Origin of the sequence: Proteus vulgaris (genome assembly GCF_033708015.1) — a bacterium.
Classification (GTDB): domain Bacteria; phylum Pseudomonadota; class Gammaproteobacteria; order Enterobacterales; family Enterobacteriaceae; genus Proteus.
In genome coordinates, this window is sequence record NZ_CP137920.1 from 2,039,200 (window position 1) to 2,055,375 (window position 16,176).

The 16,176-nt window shown below is 39.1% G+C and carries 11 protein-coding genes; 8 read left to right on the forward strand and 3 right to left on the reverse strand.

The features are described from left to right. Positions 1–106 precede the first annotated feature (106 nt). Genes SB028_RS20755 through kdpE form a run of 6 tightly spaced genes read left to right on the forward strand, consistent with a single transcriptional unit; the run spans position 107 to position 7,962 of the window. Positions 107–190 (forward strand): potassium-transporting ATPase subunit F, encoded by an 84-nt coding sequence (locus SB028_RS20755; RefSeq protein ID WP_100158289.1) that lies wholly within the window; start codon positions 107–109, stop codon positions 188–190. A gap of 2 nt (positions 191–192) precedes the next feature. Beyond that, the gene (kdpA, locus tag SB028_RS09750) at positions 193–1,896 is read left to right on the forward strand and encodes a potassium-transporting ATPase subunit KdpA (RefSeq protein ID WP_069367129.1); all 1,704 of its coding nucleotides are present in this window, start codon (positions 193–195) and stop codon (positions 1,894–1,896) included. A gap of 11 nt (positions 1,897–1,907) precedes the next feature. Then, a complete protein-coding gene (kdpB, locus tag SB028_RS09755) occupies positions 1,908–3,965 on the forward strand; it encodes a potassium-transporting ATPase subunit KdpB (RefSeq protein WP_069367128.1) in 2,058 nt (685 codons plus the stop codon). 10 nt (positions 3,966–3,975) lie between these two features. Then, positions 3,976–4,572 (forward strand): potassium-transporting ATPase subunit KdpC, encoded by a 597-nt coding sequence (kdpC, locus tag SB028_RS09760; protein ID WP_069367127.1) that lies wholly within the window; start codon positions 3,976–3,978, stop codon positions 4,570–4,572. Position 4,573: 1 nt separating this feature from the next. Further along, complete coding sequence (gene kdpD / locus SB028_RS09765) at positions 4,574–7,282, forward strand: two-component system sensor histidine kinase KdpD (RefSeq protein WP_069367126.1); 2,709 nt, start codon at positions 4,574–4,576, stop codon at positions 7,280–7,282. Beyond that, positions 7,279–7,962, forward strand: coding sequence for a two-component system response regulator KdpE (gene kdpE, locus SB028_RS09770; RefSeq protein ID WP_069367125.1), 684 nt, complete (start codon positions 7,279–7,281; stop codon positions 7,960–7,962). Before kdpD ends, kdpE begins: the two co-directional genes overlap by 4 nt. Positions 7,963–7,984: 22 nt before the next feature. On the opposite strand, the gene SB028_RS09775 is transcribed toward kdpE, so the two are convergent. Genes SB028_RS09775 through SB028_RS09785 form a run of 3 tightly spaced genes read right to left on the reverse strand, consistent with a single transcriptional unit; the run spans position 7,985 to position 12,951 of the window. Continuing rightward, positions 7,985–9,112 carry an ABC transporter permease gene (locus SB028_RS09775; protein ID WP_069367124.1) on the reverse strand — a complete coding sequence of 376 codons (1,128 nt, stop codon included), beginning with the start codon at positions 9,110–9,112 and terminating at the stop codon, positions 7,985–7,987. Continuing rightward, positions 9,113–11,869, reverse strand: a complete 2,757-nt coding sequence (rbbA, locus tag SB028_RS09780; protein ID WP_069367195.1) for a ribosome-associated ATPase/putative transporter RbbA — start codon at positions 11,867–11,869, stop codon at positions 9,113–9,115. A gap of 8 nt (positions 11,870–11,877) precedes the next feature. Then, positions 11,878–12,951: an HlyD family secretion protein gene (locus SB028_RS09785; protein ID WP_069367123.1), complete on the reverse strand. Its 1,074-nt coding sequence runs from the start codon at positions 12,949–12,951 to the stop codon at positions 11,878–11,880. Between the two features lie 841 nt (positions 12,952–13,792). On the opposite strand from SB028_RS09785, the gene SB028_RS09790 reads away from it, so the two are divergent. Both SB028_RS09790 and SB028_RS09795 read left to right on the forward strand, forming a co-directional pair. Beyond that, positions 13,793–14,827, forward strand: coding sequence for an isoaspartyl peptidase/L-asparaginase family protein (locus SB028_RS09790; RefSeq protein WP_069367122.1), 1,035 nt, complete (start codon positions 13,793–13,795; stop codon positions 14,825–14,827). 339 nt (positions 14,828–15,166) lie between these two features. Continuing rightward, positions 15,167–16,159 carry a tyrosine-type recombinase/integrase gene (locus SB028_RS09795; protein WP_069367121.1) on the forward strand — a complete coding sequence of 331 codons (993 nt, stop codon included), beginning with the start codon at positions 15,167–15,169 and terminating at the stop codon, positions 16,157–16,159. Positions 16,160–16,176 lie beyond the last annotated feature (17 nt).

Consider the following 16,176-nt stretch of genomic DNA (forward strand, 5'->3'; position numbering starts at 1 on the left):
TCAGCCATTTTTATACTTTTTTTACACTACTCACTTCTCTTTTATCAACATCTTTACAGACCTTTAAGTACGCTTACTCAATCTAAAAAGTAAAAGGATTGTTCTGATGTTGATATTCGGTGCTGTGACGTTAGTTGTTTTGCTCACTGCTTATCTTATCTATGTATTATTTAACGCAGAGGCATTTTAAAAATGGCAACAATGATGTTGATATATCTTGCTGTTTTTCTAATCACATTATTAGTGATGGGGAAAATGCTTGGCTATTATTTAGCCCGCCTTATTGAAGGTGATTTACCTCATTGGGTTACTCAAACCGAACATGTTATTTGGCGTTGTTGTGGTTTTAAACCCGCAGGAAAAGCAATCCAGCCAATGAGCTGGTATCACTATATGCTTGCCCTACTTATTTTTAATTTAATGGGGGCAGTCCTATTATTTGTCATACTACTTAACCAAGGTTATTTACCTTTAAATCCTCAATTTGCCCCTAATATGAATTGGGATTTAGCGCTAAATACAACCATCAGTTTTATTACAAATACGAATTGGCAAGCTTATAGTGGCGAAACTGCGGTCAGTTATTTAAGCCAAATGACAGGACTTGCCGTACAAAACTTCTTATCTGCAACAACGGGGATTGCTGTTGCCTTTGTGCTAATTAGAGCGTTAACACAATCTTCTTGTACTTCAATCGGGAATGCGTGGATTGATATTGGGCGTATTACACTCTATGTCTTACTGCCTTTATCAATTATTTGGTCGCTATTATTTGTCAGCCAAGGCGTTATACAAAACTTTCACCCTGCGGTATTAAGTCAAGGTCTTGATGGGCAACAGCAGTGGTTACCTATGGGACCCGTAGCCTCTCAAGAAGCGATAAAGCTATTGGGAACAAATGGTGGTGGCTATTTTGCTGCAAACTCGGCTCACCCTTACGAAAACCCAACATCATTAAGTAACTTCTTACAGATACTTGCCATATTTCTTATTCCTACCGCCCTATGTTTTGCCTTTGGTCGATTAAGTGGAATACAACGCCAAGGTTATACCTTGCTTTGGACTATGACGTTGATTTTTATTGTCGCTGTTACGGTGATTACTTGGGCTGAATGGCAAGGAAATTCAGAATTTATCTTTGCAGGTACAGATAGCTCGCTGAATATGGAAGGCAAAGAAACACGTTTTGGCATATTAGGTAGCGCTATTTTTATTGCGGTCACAACAGCCGCATCTTGTGGTGCAGTTAATGCTATGCATGACTCATTAACCGCTTTAGGCGGCATGGTGCCAATGTGGTTAATGCAAACAGGAGAAGTAGTCTTTGGCGGTGTAGGTTCAGGGTTTTACGGCATGATCCTCTATGTATTATTAGCGGTATTTATCGCGGGATTAATGGTTGGTCGAGCTCCTGAATACCTTGGTAAAAAGATTGGTGTTGCTGAAATGAAATGGGTAGCCATTGCTATTTTAATTTCTCCAATCGTAATTTTATTAGGTACAAGCCTCGCCTTATTTACTGATGTTGGTCGTGAAGCCATTTTAAATCCAGGTCCTCACGGCTTTAGTGAAGTGTTATATGCCTTTACTTCTGCTGCTAATAATAACGGCAGCGCTTTTGCTGGGCTTGACGCCAGTTCACCGTTTTACAATCTATTATTAGGGCTTGCTATGTTAATTGGTCGCTTTGGTGTCATGTTACCTGTTTTAGCTATTGCGGGCAGTTTAGCCGTGAAAAAACGTCAGCCTGAAAGTTTAGCAACCCTCTCTACCACATCACCCCTCTTTATTTTGTTATTGATCCTCACTGTATTAATGATCGGCGCGTTGACTTTTGTTCCGGCATTAGCACTTGGTCCTATTGCAGAACACTTACAACTGTTTTGGGCTAAATAAGGAAACGTATCATGAAAACAACCCAACTCTTTGACAGAAAAACTGTGATATTGGCTTTCTTTGATGCGATAAAAAAATGTACGCCCCAAGCACAATGGCGTAACCCTGTTATGTTTATCGTTTATGTTGGTGCACTTTTAACTACCGGAATTTGGATTACTTCATGGTTGAATTATCTCCCTGATGATAATCACTTTACTTCACAAGTGATGCTTTGGTTATGGGTGACATTGCTATTTGCCAATTTCGCTGAGTCATTAGCAGAAAGTCGAAGTAAAGCACAAGCGGCTAGCTTACGTGGCGCTAAACAACAATCCAAAGCGACACGTCTACTTCACGCAGAGATTAATGCTCAAAAAGAAACCGTTGACTCTTTCTCATTGCATAAAGGCGATATCGTTTTAGTCAATGCTGGCGAAACGATCCCTTGTGATGGTGAAGTCATTGAAGGTGGTGCCTCAGTTGATGAAAGCGCGATCACGGGTGAGTCAGCACCGGTGATCCGTGAATCAGGTGGTGATTTTTCCTCAGTGACTGGCGGGACTCGAGTATTATCAGATTGGCTGATTATTCGTTGTACTGCTGAAGCCGGTAATTCATTTCTTGATCGAATGATCGGAATGGTAGAAGGCGCAAAGCGTAGAAAGACACCGAATGAAATTGCTTTAACTATCTTATTAACAGCTCTAACACTTATTTTCTTATTGGCTTGCATTACCCTTTATCCATTCAGTGTTTTTGCTGTCGAGTTTCAAGGGCATGGCGATGTGATTTCGGTTGTGACTTTAATTGCTTTATTAGTTTGCCTTATTCCTACTACGATTGGCGGTTTGCTTTCATCAATTGGTGTGGCAGGCATGAGCCGAATGCTTGATGCCAATGTGATTGCAACCAGTGGACGTGCTGTCGAAGCAGCAGGTGATGTTGATGTCCTACTGCTTGATAAAACAGGCACAATTACTCTCGGTAATCGTCAAGCTTCTCGTTTCATTCCTCTTTCTGGGATTAGCGAAAAACAACTTGCTGATGCCGCACAGCTAAGTTCACTTGCAGATGAAACACCTGAAGGTAGAAGCATTGTGATCCTCGCTAAACAACGTTTTAATTTACGCGAACGTGATTTGGCGTCCATTGGTGCTTCATTTATTCCCTTCTCGGCAATGACAAGAATGAGTGGTGTGAATTTAGGAGAGCGTTTGATCCGCAAAGGCTCCGTTGATGCTATTCGTCGCCATATTGAAGTCAGTCACGGCGATTTTCCTGATGAAGTCACCATCATAGTCGAGCAAGTCGCTAGAACAGGTGGAACACCACTGGTGGTCGTTGAAAATCAGAAAGTCTTAGGGGTTGTTGAACTTAAAGATATTGTGAAAGGTGGGATCAAAGAGCGCTTTGCTCAACTGCGCCAAATGGGCATAAAAACCGTGATGATCACCGGTGATAATCATCTTACAGCGGCCGCTATCGCCGCAGAATCTGGCGTTGATGATTTTCTGGCTGAAGCAACACCTGAGGCAAAATTAGCCTTAATTCGTCAATATCAATCAGAAGGTCGATTAGTCGCCATGACGGGGGATGGTACGAATGATGCGCCTGCATTGGCGCAAGCCGATGTTGCTGTTGCGATGAACTCAGGTACTCAAGCGGCAAAAGAAGCGGGAAACATGGTTGATTTAGACTCAAATCCAACAAAATTAATCGAAGTTGTGCATATTGGTAAACAAATGCTAATGACAAGGGGCGCTTTAACGACATTTAGTATTTCTAACGATATCGCCAAATATTTTGCCATTATACCGGCTGCTTTCGCTGTCACCTACCCACAGCTCAACATGCTTAATGTTATGAACTTACATTCACCCGCATCTGCAATGTTATCCGCCGTTATTTTTAATGCCTTAATTATTGTCTTTTTGATCCCCCTCGCGCTTAAAGGTGTTCATTATCGCCCTGTTTCTGCGCATTCATTATTGCGCCGTAATCTCTCTTTATACGGGATCAGTGGATTATTAGTGCCTTTCATTGGCATTAAAATCATCGATATGATTTTAGCGTTTATTGGGTTTTAAGGAGTTTTATATGCATCTATTTCGTTCATCATTAGTGATGTTATTATTACTCACATTGATAACTGGGCTCGCCTATCCTTTGCTTATTACAGGATTAGCCAACCTTATTTTTCCTTGGCAAGCGAATGGCTCACGGATTTACCAAGACAATAAACTTATTGGCTCTGAACTGATTGGGCAACAATTTACGCGAAATGATTATTTTAAAAGTCGTCCATCAATGACGTCAGAAATGCCTTATAACAGTATGGCATCAGGCGCCAGCCAACTAGCAACATCAAATCCATTACTTCTTAATGAGATAACTAAGCGTGTTCAAGTATGGAAAAAAATAACCCATAATCAACACGTTGTTCCTGTTGATTTAGTGACGGCATCAGGAAGTGGGCTTGATCCTCATATTTCATTACAAGCCGCTTATTATCAAATTGAAAACATTGCATATTCTCGTCAACTCACTAAAAATGAAATTAAGCAATTAATAAAAGACAATACAACATCGCCGCTAATGTCATTTATGGGGAAGCCTGTTGTGAATGTATTTATGCTAAATCAAGCACTTGATAAATTAAGTGCAGAAAAACAGCAAAAAGTGAGTACTCAATAAAATGGAACTCGATCACGATCAGCAATGGCAACGTCCCTCACCCGATGATTTACTCGCTTCAACTCGAACCACAACGCGTGGACGATTAAAAATATTTTTTGGTGCTTGTGCGGGAGTCGGGAAAACTTACGCCATGTTGCAAGAAGCTCAACGTCTCCACCAGCAAGGTATTGATGTACTTGCCGGGGTTGTTGAAACACACCAAAGGCAAGAAACGGCTGCATTACTTCACGGATTACCTTTATTGCCACCACAACGTATTCATCATCATGGTAGAAAGCTTGTCGCGTTTGATTTAGATGCCGCGTTAGCCAGACATCCTGCTGTGATCTTAATGGATGAATTGGCCTTTAGTAATCCTCATAAATGTCGGCATCCTAAGCGCTGGCAAGATGTTGAAGAGCTATTAGATGCGGGTATTGATGTACTTACGACAATAAATGTACAACATATTGAAAGCCTTAATGATATCGTGGGAAGCATTACAGGAATTCGTGTCCAAGAGACGATCCCTGACTATATTTTTGATAGTGCTGATGAAGTGGTTATGGTGGATTTACCGCCTGATGATCTACAACAACGTTTGCACGAAGGTAAAGTATATCTCTCCGGACAAGCAGAACGTGCCATTGAACACTTTTTTCGCAAGGGTAATTTAATCGCACTACGAGAGTTAGCGTTACGCCGTATGGCAGATAGAGTTGATACACAAGTTAAAGAATTTCGAGATAGCCAAGGAACGTCTCCTGTTTGGCATACCACAGATAGTCTGATGGTATGCCTTGGCGCTCACGGCGGTAACGACAAATTAGTTCGTACGGCTGCACGTTATGCTGCCGCCTTTGGTTGCCAATGGCATGCTATTTATGTTGAAACACCTAAACTGCATCAAATAGGAGAACATAAACGCCGAGCAATCTTGCACTCTCTAAAACTGGCACAACATCTAGGTGCGAGAACAGCTATCCTTTCTGATAACCAGGCGGAAAAGGCTGTGATCCGCTACGCCAGAGAGCATAATCTTGGGAAAGTCATTATTGGTCAACGTGCTTACCAAAAATGGCAATGGTTAAAACGCTGGGTGCGGATGCGCTTTGCAGAAAAATTAGCACGCTATGCACCCGATATCCATGTTATCAGTGTTGCGCTCAACGATGATGACATACGTTATAAAACCAAAACAGCACCACTGCAGCCAGAGAAATGGCGACAAGAGATAAAAGGCTATTTTACAGCGATTGTCTCATGTTTAGTGATCACCTTATTTTCTCGCACATTTCTATTAGCGCTAGATAAAGCCAATTTAGTGACACTCTATTTATTGGGGGTTGTATTAATTGCGCTCTTTTTTGGCCGTCGCCCTTCTATTTTTGCCGCATTAATCAACGTTATTAGTTTTGACTTATTTTTTGTACAGCCTCACTTTTCACTCGCTGTACTGGACATGCAGTATTTAATCACTTTTACCGTCATGCTTATTGTAGGCTTAGTCGTCGGTAATTTAACAGCGGGTATGCGTTATCAAACTCGCGTCGCCCGTTACCGAGAACAACGCACTCGCCACTTATTTGAAATGACGAGAGAACTGGGTCGAGCAGTAACGTTACAAGACGTTGTTCGTACTAGCTATCATTTTTTATCCAGTGCATTTGATGCTAAGGTTTGCTTATTACTCCCCAATAAACAAGGCGAATTAATGCCTTTTCATGCGCAAGGCATGGGAGCATTACCTATTGATAATGCAATTGCACGCTGGTGTTGTGATAAAGACCAAATTGCGGGCGCAGGTACAGATACGCTGCCAAGTGTGCCTTACCAACTACACCCGATTACCGCATCTCAACAAGTTTTAGCGATTTTAGCGATCGAGCCAAATAATCTTCGCCAACTGCTTATCCCTGAACAACAGCAATTATTACAAACGTTTAATGGTTTGATTGCGAATGCGCTTGAACGATTACAACAGGCTGAAATTGCAGAACAATCTCGAATTAACATAGAAAGAGAGCAATTAAGAAATGCATTATTAGCTGCACTTTCTCATGATTTAAAAACACCCCTTACAGTGCTTTTTGGACAATCAGAAATTTTACTTCTCGATTTAAGCGCTGAAGGTTCATCCCATACAGAACAAGTTAACCAAATTCGACAGCAAATCCTGACAACTTCACGATTAGTCAATAATTTACTTGATATGGCGCGTATTCAATCTGGCGGTATTCAAGTTAATTTACAATGGAATTCGCTACAAGAAATAACGGGAAGCGCCATTCGTTCACTCTCTTATTTACTTGATAAACATCCATTACAAATTGATATTTCTGCTGAGTTATTGCTTTATTGTGATGGTAATTTAATAGAACGAGTTATCACAAACTTACTTGAAAATGCAGTAAAATATACGTCATCAAGCACAAAGCTAGGGGTAAAAGCCTATATTGAAGCCCCTAAAATTCATGTTGAAGTGTGGGATGAAGGTCATGGGATCCCCACTGAGCAACTACAACTTATTTTTAATAAATTTTCACGCGCAGTAAAAGAATCCGCCATTCCTGGTGTGGGATTAGGTTTAGCAATATGTAGCGCGATTATTCGCTTACATGAAGGTGAAATTTGGGCGGAAAACAATAAAAAAGGTGGAGCAAGTTTTCACTTTGTTCTACCTTTAAAATCACTCCCTGATATTGATGAGATTGAAATAAAACAGTGACTCCATATAACATTTTAATTATTGAAGATGAAAAAGAGATCTTACGTTTTGTTCGGCTTGCATTAGAGAACGAAGGATTTCGTGTTTATGAAGCCAATGAATGCCAACGAGGATTAATTGAAGCCGCATCAAGAAAACCTGATTTAGTGATCCTCGATCTTGGTTTACCTGATAAAGATGGCCTCTGTTTTATTCAAGACTTTCGTCAATGGAGTAGCACACCGGTTATCGTACTTTCAGCACGAGATTCAGAACAAGATAAAGTAAAAGCACTAGATGCTGGAGCGGACGATTATCTGACAAAACCCTTTGGTATTAGTGAACTCCTCGCCAGAGTCAGAGCATCACTACGCCGTTTTGTTAAACAAGAAACACAGAGCTCACAATTTTCTTTTGGTGATATTACAATTGATTGGGTTAATCGTCTTGTTACTCGTCAAAATGAACCTGTTCATTTAACGCCAACAGAATTTCGTTTGCTAAGTGAATTGGTTAATAATAGTGGTAAAGTGCTTACGCAGCGGCATTTAATGCAACATGTCTGGGGGCCTAATTTTGTTGAACATAGCCACTATTTACGCATTTATATGGGACATTTACGCCAAAAACTAGAAGCAGATCCCGCATGTCCAGTGCATTTAATGACCGAAACGGGGATCGGCTATCGATTTATGCCTTAATCTTCTTCATGAGATTATATGATTAAGCCATCGCCGAAATCGTTTTTCTAAAACGTAATAAAGCCAAGGCGAAAAAGACGGAACCAATAATAATCAAGATAATAAATTGTGGCCACACAATTGAGAAGTCAGCACCACGATATAAAATAGCCTGAGCTAAGCTAACAAAGTGCGTAGTTGGCATTGTTTGCATTACATCCTGTACAAACTGAGGCATGCTTTCTCGTGATGTCATCCCTCCTGATAACATATTCAATGGTAACAATACCATAATCATCAATAAACCAAATTGAGGCATTGAACGAGCCATTGTTCCTAAAAAAATGCCGATTGAGGTTGTCGCAAATAAGCTTAAAGCAACACCACACATAAACAGCAGAACAGAGCCTTCGATAGGAACATGGAGTAAAGATTTCACAACTAATACTAACGACATGACTGATGCCAATAAGACAACCAACCCCATTGACCATATCTTAGAAAGCATAATTTCAAAAGGCGTTACTGGCATAACCAGTAAGTGCTCAATGGTACCATGTTCACGCTCTCGGATTAATGCAGCCCCAGTTAATACTATCGATAACATAGTGATATTATTAATAATTGCCATAACAGAACCAAACCAAGATTGTGTCAGATTCGGGTTAAAACTCATTCTAATTTCCAAATCAACAGGCAGTGGATCATTGGTTCTATTTTTCGCTAAAAAGGTTTTTGCTTCCCCCATGACAATGTTTTGAATATAGCTATTACCTAAGAAAGCTTGGCTCATCCTCGTTGCATCAATATTAACTTGTATTTCAGGTTTTCGACCCGCTAAGAGATCTCGCTGAAAATTAGGTGGAATATCAAGTGCAAAGGTATAAGTACCTCTATCCAATAAACCATCAATTTGCTCAGGCGTAATATCAGCTGGGGGTAAGAAATAAGGCATATAAAAACTATTTACAATACGTGCAGATAGCTGTGATTTGTCCTGATCCGCAACGGCAATCGGTGCGTGATGTAACGAACCAGGTGTAACCGTCGCTGATGAATAAATTGACACCGTAAAGGCAAACACAATTAACGCCAGCATAGCTTTATCACGAGAGAGACTGCGTAGCTCTTTTACGCCTAAATTAAACACATTTTGAATTGTGCGCCACATTTAAGCCTCCTGCTTTTTCAAGAAAAAGACACTCAACCCAATCACAATTGGGATAGTGATAAGCAAAGGAATAAAAGACCAAGGTAAATCAAACAGGTTTAATCCCTTAGAGAATGTCCCTCGTGAGATAGTTAAAAAGTGGGATGTAGGATAAATATGCCCTATCCATTTACCTATACCTTCCAGAGACGAAACAGGATCAATCATTCCTGAAAATTGTGTTGCTGGAATTAAGGTAATAATTGAAGTACCAAAGATGGCCGCAATCTGGCTTTTCATAAAGCAAGAAATAAGCAATCCCATTCCAGTGGCAATCGTAATATAGAGTAATGCACCTAAAGAAAGCGTTAACATACTCCCTTTAAAACTTACTCCAAACACAAAGACCGAAAGCGCACAGAGCATAAAAAAGTTAAACATACCCAATAAGATATAAGGAAATTGCTTACCTAATAAAAACTCTGCTTTGGTAATAGGTGTAACATAAAGGTTGATAATGGAGCCAAGCTCTTTTTCACGAACAACGCTCAACGCACTTAACATTGCGGGGATCATCATTAATAAAAGAGGAATAACAGCAGGTACAATTGCGGGTAAACTTTTAACATCAGGGTTATAGCGATAGCGAGTTTCGATATCAATGGGTGATAATTTATCAACCACATTTGTTGGCTGACGCATTGCCATATCAAGCATCCATGTTAAATGCATAGCCTGAATATAACCGCGAACAGTTTCAGCCCGATTAGGCATTGCACCATCGATCCAAACACCTATTTTTACAGTATTACCTTTGGCAACATCCCGTGCAAAGTTAGGTGGGATTTCAATCGCCACCGTAATATCACCACTACGTAACCGTTTTTCCAATTGGTCATAATCTGTGATGGGCGCCTTTTCAATAAAATAACGAGAGCCTGAAAGGTTTTGGCTATATGCCTGACTTAACCCTGTTTGATCTCTATCCATAATACCGAAGCGTAAATTTTCAACATCCAAACTAATGCCGTAACCCATAATAAACATCAGGATCACCGTACCTAACAGCGCTAAAGTAAGACGTACAGGATCTCGGCGTAATTCCATACCTTCACGAATACTATAACTAAATAAACGTCGTAAGCTAAATCTTTGTTTTAACGCTTTTTCCGCACTTTCATGAGTGGATGCTGGAAGTTGTAGGCTTTTTTCATCAAGTTCAGGTGCTTCTTGCTCACCAGATGCTTTTTTAAGGTAATCAATAAAAACGGCTTCAAGCGTATCAAATTGGCTATTTTTAACTAAATTTGCAGGTGTATCTGTGACTAATACTTTACCCGCATGCATCAGTGACATTCGGTCACAACGTGCAGCTTCATTCATAAAGTGAGTTGAAATAAAAATAGTGACACCGTCACGTCTTGATAAATCAACCATCAAGTTCCAAAACATATCTCGTGCAATAGGGTCAACCCCTGAAGTCGGCTCATCCAATATCAACATTTCAGGTTTATGGATAACAGCAACGGCGAGCGATAAACGCTGACGAATACCTAATGGCAACCCATCGGGCATCATTTCTTCAACATCAGTTAAATTAAAACGCTCACTCATTTCCTTAACACGTTGAGGAATGTCCTCTTCTGGAATATGAAAAAGCTTGGCATGTAATTCAAGGTTTTGACGTACAGTCAATTCACTATAAAGTGAAAATGCTTGAGACATATAGCCAACACGTCGGCGCGTTTCAATATCTTTAGGATCAACTTCTTGACCAAATAACCAAGCTCGCCCTTCACTCGCCTCAAGTAAACCTGTCAGCATTTTCATGGTGGTCGATTTACCACAACCATTTGATCCTAAGAATCCAAAAATTTCACCTTTAGGAATACGAAAGCTTACATGGTCTACGGCAACAAATTGTCCAAAACGCATGGTTAAATCTTGTGCTTCAATGGCGATAGTATCATCGTCACTTTTATCTCTGGGAGGGATAATCACTTTTTGGTGATCTTTCTTTTTCTCTTCTGGCAATAACTCGATAAAAGCAGCTTCTAATTCATCAGTATGAGTTTGAGCTTTTAATTCATCAGCGTGACCTGTTGCTAATATTTTTCCTGCATCCATAGCAACCAACCAATCAAAACGCTCAGCTTCTTCCATATACGCGGTCGCAACTAATACGCTCATATTTTTTTTGCGCTTACGTATACGATTAATTAACTCCCAAAATTGTGCTCGTGATAATGGGTCAACGCCCGTAGTCGGTTCATCAAGAATGAGTAATTCTGGATCATGAATAAGCGCACAACATAACCCCAGTTTTTGTTTCATTCCTCCTGAAAGTTTACCCGCAGGTCTATCTCGAAATGGCGCTAACCCCGTACTTTCAAGTAAGTCATTTATGCGTTCTACCCGCTCTTGTTTTGATTGCCCAAATAAACGTCCAAAGAAATCAACATTTTCAAAAACAGAAAGTGTGTGATAAAGATTTTTACCTAATCCTTGCGGCATATACGCAATAAGTGGGCAGACGGCTCTTCGGTGTTCAACATCATTCATATCACCGTTTAAAACAATTACTTGTCCTGTTTGGATTTCTCTTGCACCAGAAATAAGAGAGATCAAGCTTGATTTCCCTACACCATCAGGACCAATTAACCCGACCATTTTTCCAGCAGGAATAGCCAATGTCACATCATCAAGCGCTTTGGTATCGCCATAATGTTGGGATACATGAGTCAATTCAATGATATGAGAATGGTTTTGCGTTCTCATTGTTTGACTCATTGCGGTAATTTCACCTCTAAATCAGTTGGCCAAGATTGAGTATTATCTAAACGAATATAAGCACGTCCTGGTAAACCCGTTTTTACATATTCAAGGTGTTTTTCAAGTAATTCAGGTGAAATTCGCGCTCTTACACGGAACATGAGTTTTAATCGTTCATTATCAGTTTCAACGGTTTTGGGTGTAAATTGAGCGACACTCGCAACGTAAGTTGTTTTTGCAGGAATAACAATATGAGGTGCCGCATCTAAAATAATGTGAACTTCACTTCCTAATGCCGCTTTACCCGCCGCTTCTGTTGGTAAAAAGAACGTCATATAGACATCACTGAGATCGACCATATTTAATACACGGCCCCCCGCACCTAAAACTTCACCCGGCTCTGCGACACGATACTGAACTCGACCATTACGTGGTGCTTTTAAAATGCTGTCATCTAATTCTGCTAAAATGCGTCTTTCAGTTGCTGTTGCAGCGTCCACTTTTGTATTAGCTTGAATGATCCCTGCTTTAGCCGATTCTATTGCTGCGATGGTGGCGGTTTCTTGCGCTTTAGCGGCTTCAACGGCTGCTCTTGCCCCTTCTGTTCTAGCAATATCATCATCTAATTGTTGAATAGAAATCGCATTCGTTTTGACTAATGCACGAGAACGATTGAGTCTTTTTTGTGCGGCATCAAGCTCAGCAATACGTTGACGAACAACGGCCTGAGCAGCAAGTTGTTCACTTTTACGTTGCGACAATGCTGATTGTGCAGTCACCACACTACTTTTTGCTTGATTTAATTGCGCTTGAACTTCATGAAGTTGTTCTTTAAGTGTTCGAGTATCCATGTTTGCTAACACTTCACCCGCTTTAACAAAATCACCTTCTTGAACTAAAATAGAATCGATTCTTCCCGGAGTTTTCGTTGAAATATCAATTTCTGTTGCTTCTATTCTCCCATTACTTTGAGCAAATCCTGAAGGAAGTGTTGGTGCCTGAGATTTCCACCAAAAAATTCCCGCGGCAATAATCGCGACGAGAATAATGCTATAAACAAAAAAACGACTCTTTTTTTGATTTTTCATATAAATTATTTAACCTTCCTTTAGCCATAAAAGAATACCAAAAATATGTTTATCCGCTGTATGTAAGAAAATAGTTAAATAATGAAGCGTATTAATTTTTTATTTTATCTCTATTTAAAAATAGTTCATTTTTATTGATAAAGCTAACGTACGCACTATAAAAAAATAAAAAAACTAAAGGCTAACCTTATGAATTATAAATATTATGTCATTATAATAGAGCCTTAACTCAAATTAATGTAGTACTTTTATCACATAATCGACCATCTATTTTTGATTATTCAAGGAAACACACAAATTGTATATAGAAACCCCATTTTTCATTACATGAAAAACCAAATGAAATAATAACAAAGTGTTATCAACATATTAATCAATATAAAAAACCACTTATTTTTTTAATAAAAATCAAGCTCAAAACTGAGTCATGCCCTAATTTAAAATCATTAAAAATTGTATTTGTTATATCATTTAGTGAATTTTATATTTTAAATTTCATCATATAAAATAAAAACAAAAAGTAAAAATAGCATTATTATTTTTAAAAATACGATTAGCTACGTTTTATATTTATTCTCTTCATTAAATCAAAAAATATTTAAAATATGCAATATATTGATTTTATTTAAAAATAATAAAAATAAGCGATTATATGATGAAGATCGACAAATTAAAAAGAAAGTTGAGTGTTCAGACCACTTATACCGTAAACTTTTTATATAGTGATTATTGCAGTTAGTTATCAAAGTACGTTGATGTAATTAATTAGAATTTCAGATCAAGATCCTAACATCCACATGATGATACCACGTCAATTTTAATTAAAAACGAGAAAGATTATATGAATAATATTAAATATAAACTTGCCACAATGACACTTTGTACCCTGTTTGCTAGCTCTGTTTTTGCAAATACCGAAGCCCCTATTCGTCTTGTTATTCATGGTGGTGCAGGCACAATCACTAAAGACACCATTACGCCAGAACAAGAAAAAGAATATAAAGAAAAACTAACCGAAGCATTAAATGCTGGATATGCTGTTTTAAATAGTGGCGGCACCAGCATCGAAGCTGTTCAAAAATCCATTAATGTCATGGAAGATTCCCCCTTATTTAATGCAGGGAAAGGGGCCGTTTTCACCCATGATGGCCGTAATGAACTTGATGCTTCTATTATGGATGGTAAAACCCGTAAAGCTGGCGCTGTTGCGGGTGTAACTACAGTTAAAAATCCAATTAATGCGGCCATTGCCGTGATGGAAAAAAGCCCACATGTTATGATGGTTTCTAACGGTGCTGATCTTTTTGCTAAAGAACAAGGGCTTACTATCGTTGATCCGTCCTATTTTAGAACTGAACATCGTTGGCAACAACTTCAAAAAGCCATAGAAAAAGAACAAGTCGTTTTAGATCATGATGGTAAAACAGCGGCTCTTTTTGTTGATCCGATGATGTATGATTATAAATATGGCACTGTTGGTGCAGTTGCTCTTGACCAACATGGAAACTTGGCAGCGGGAACCTCTACGGGAGGAATGACAAATAAGCGTTATGGTCGAGTCGGTGATTCCCCTATTATTGGTGCAGGTAATTATGCTGATAATGAAACTGTTGCGGTATCAGCAACAGGATCGGGTGAAATGTTTATTAGAACCTTAACTGCCTTCAATATCGCAGCTCAAGTTAAATATAAAAATTTACCTTTAGAAGAAGCGGCTCAAAATGCACTTGATGAAGTTAAAGCGATTAATGGTAGTGGCGGTGTTATCGTATTAGATAAGACAGGTAACTACACAATGAGTTTTAATTCTGAAGGTATGTACCGTGGCACAATTGGTAATGATGGAAAACCCGTTGTCGCAATTTATAAAGAGTAATTTAACTACCCCTTGATGATTTCGCACCCAATTTTTACCCGTTTCACCGCAATTTTTAAGCGGATAAAAGGTGAAAATCGTGGGTGCGAAAACGATATAAGCGCCTTTTTCCTCTTCTTAGTCCCTACTCTTTTTCTTAATCCTATCTGCCACTTTTTTCCCTTAACTTAATGAGTCTGTTATTTACCCTAAAAACGCTCACTTAGCCCTCATTATGACGATAAAATAAACAAGATCATTTCTACTTATTAAAATGATCCTTTGAAAAAGTAGCTTTTTTCTTTTTTAGATCTGTTAGAATATTCATCATGGTTATGTTGGTTTAATAAGGAAATCACAGTGGAATTTCACCACGACGATCAGGAGCTTCCGCCTGAAAAATCACTTGTATTGTCTGAAAAACACACATTATTGGATCTAAATGCAACATTTACCTCACCCGCTCATACCAATCCCGCATTAGCCTATTTGATGAGTTTAGGGTCAAAACGTAGCCGTCAAACAATGGGATCTTTTTTAACTATTGTGGCTAAGATGATCGGTTTTTCTTCTCTAAAAAATTGCCAATGGGGAGCACTTCGCCGTCATCATATTCAAGCTATTATTGATATGTTATCTGATGCCAATAAAGCCCCCGCGACTATCAATACATATCTTGCCGCATTAAAAGGTGTTGCTTTAGAAGCTTGGGCAATGAAACAAATGGATACTGAAAGTTATCAGCATATCCGCCAAGTTAAATCGGTAAGAGGAAGTCGATTACCCAAAGGTCGCGCACTAACCAGTAATGAAATTCGTGCTTTATTTAGAAGTTGTGAAAAAGACAATTCATCGAAAGGTTTAAGAGATGCCGCAATATTAAGTGTGTTATTAGGGTGTGGATTACGTCGTTCAGAAATAGTGGCACTTAATTACGAGCATATCCAATTTCGCGATCAAGCTTTTCTTGTTAGAGGTAAAGGTAATAAAGAACGAATGTCTTATATGCCTGATGATACTTGGGATCGTGTTCAATTATGGATTGATGAAATAAGGGGCACACAAGATGGCCCTCTTTTCACTCGCATTCGTCGGTTTGATGATGTCACCGATGAGCGGATCACCGATCAGGCCATTTACTATATTTTAGAAACTCGGCAAAAAGAAAGTGGTATTGATAAATTTGCTCCTCATGATCTAAGAAGAACATTTGCATCTGCTATGCTTGATAATGGTGAAGATATTGTCACTGTAAAAGATGCGATGGGACATGCCAGTATTATGACGACTCAACGTTATGATAGACGTGGAGATGATCGTTTAAGAAAAGCAGCGAGACATTTGCGTTTTTAAATTTTATTTATAAATAC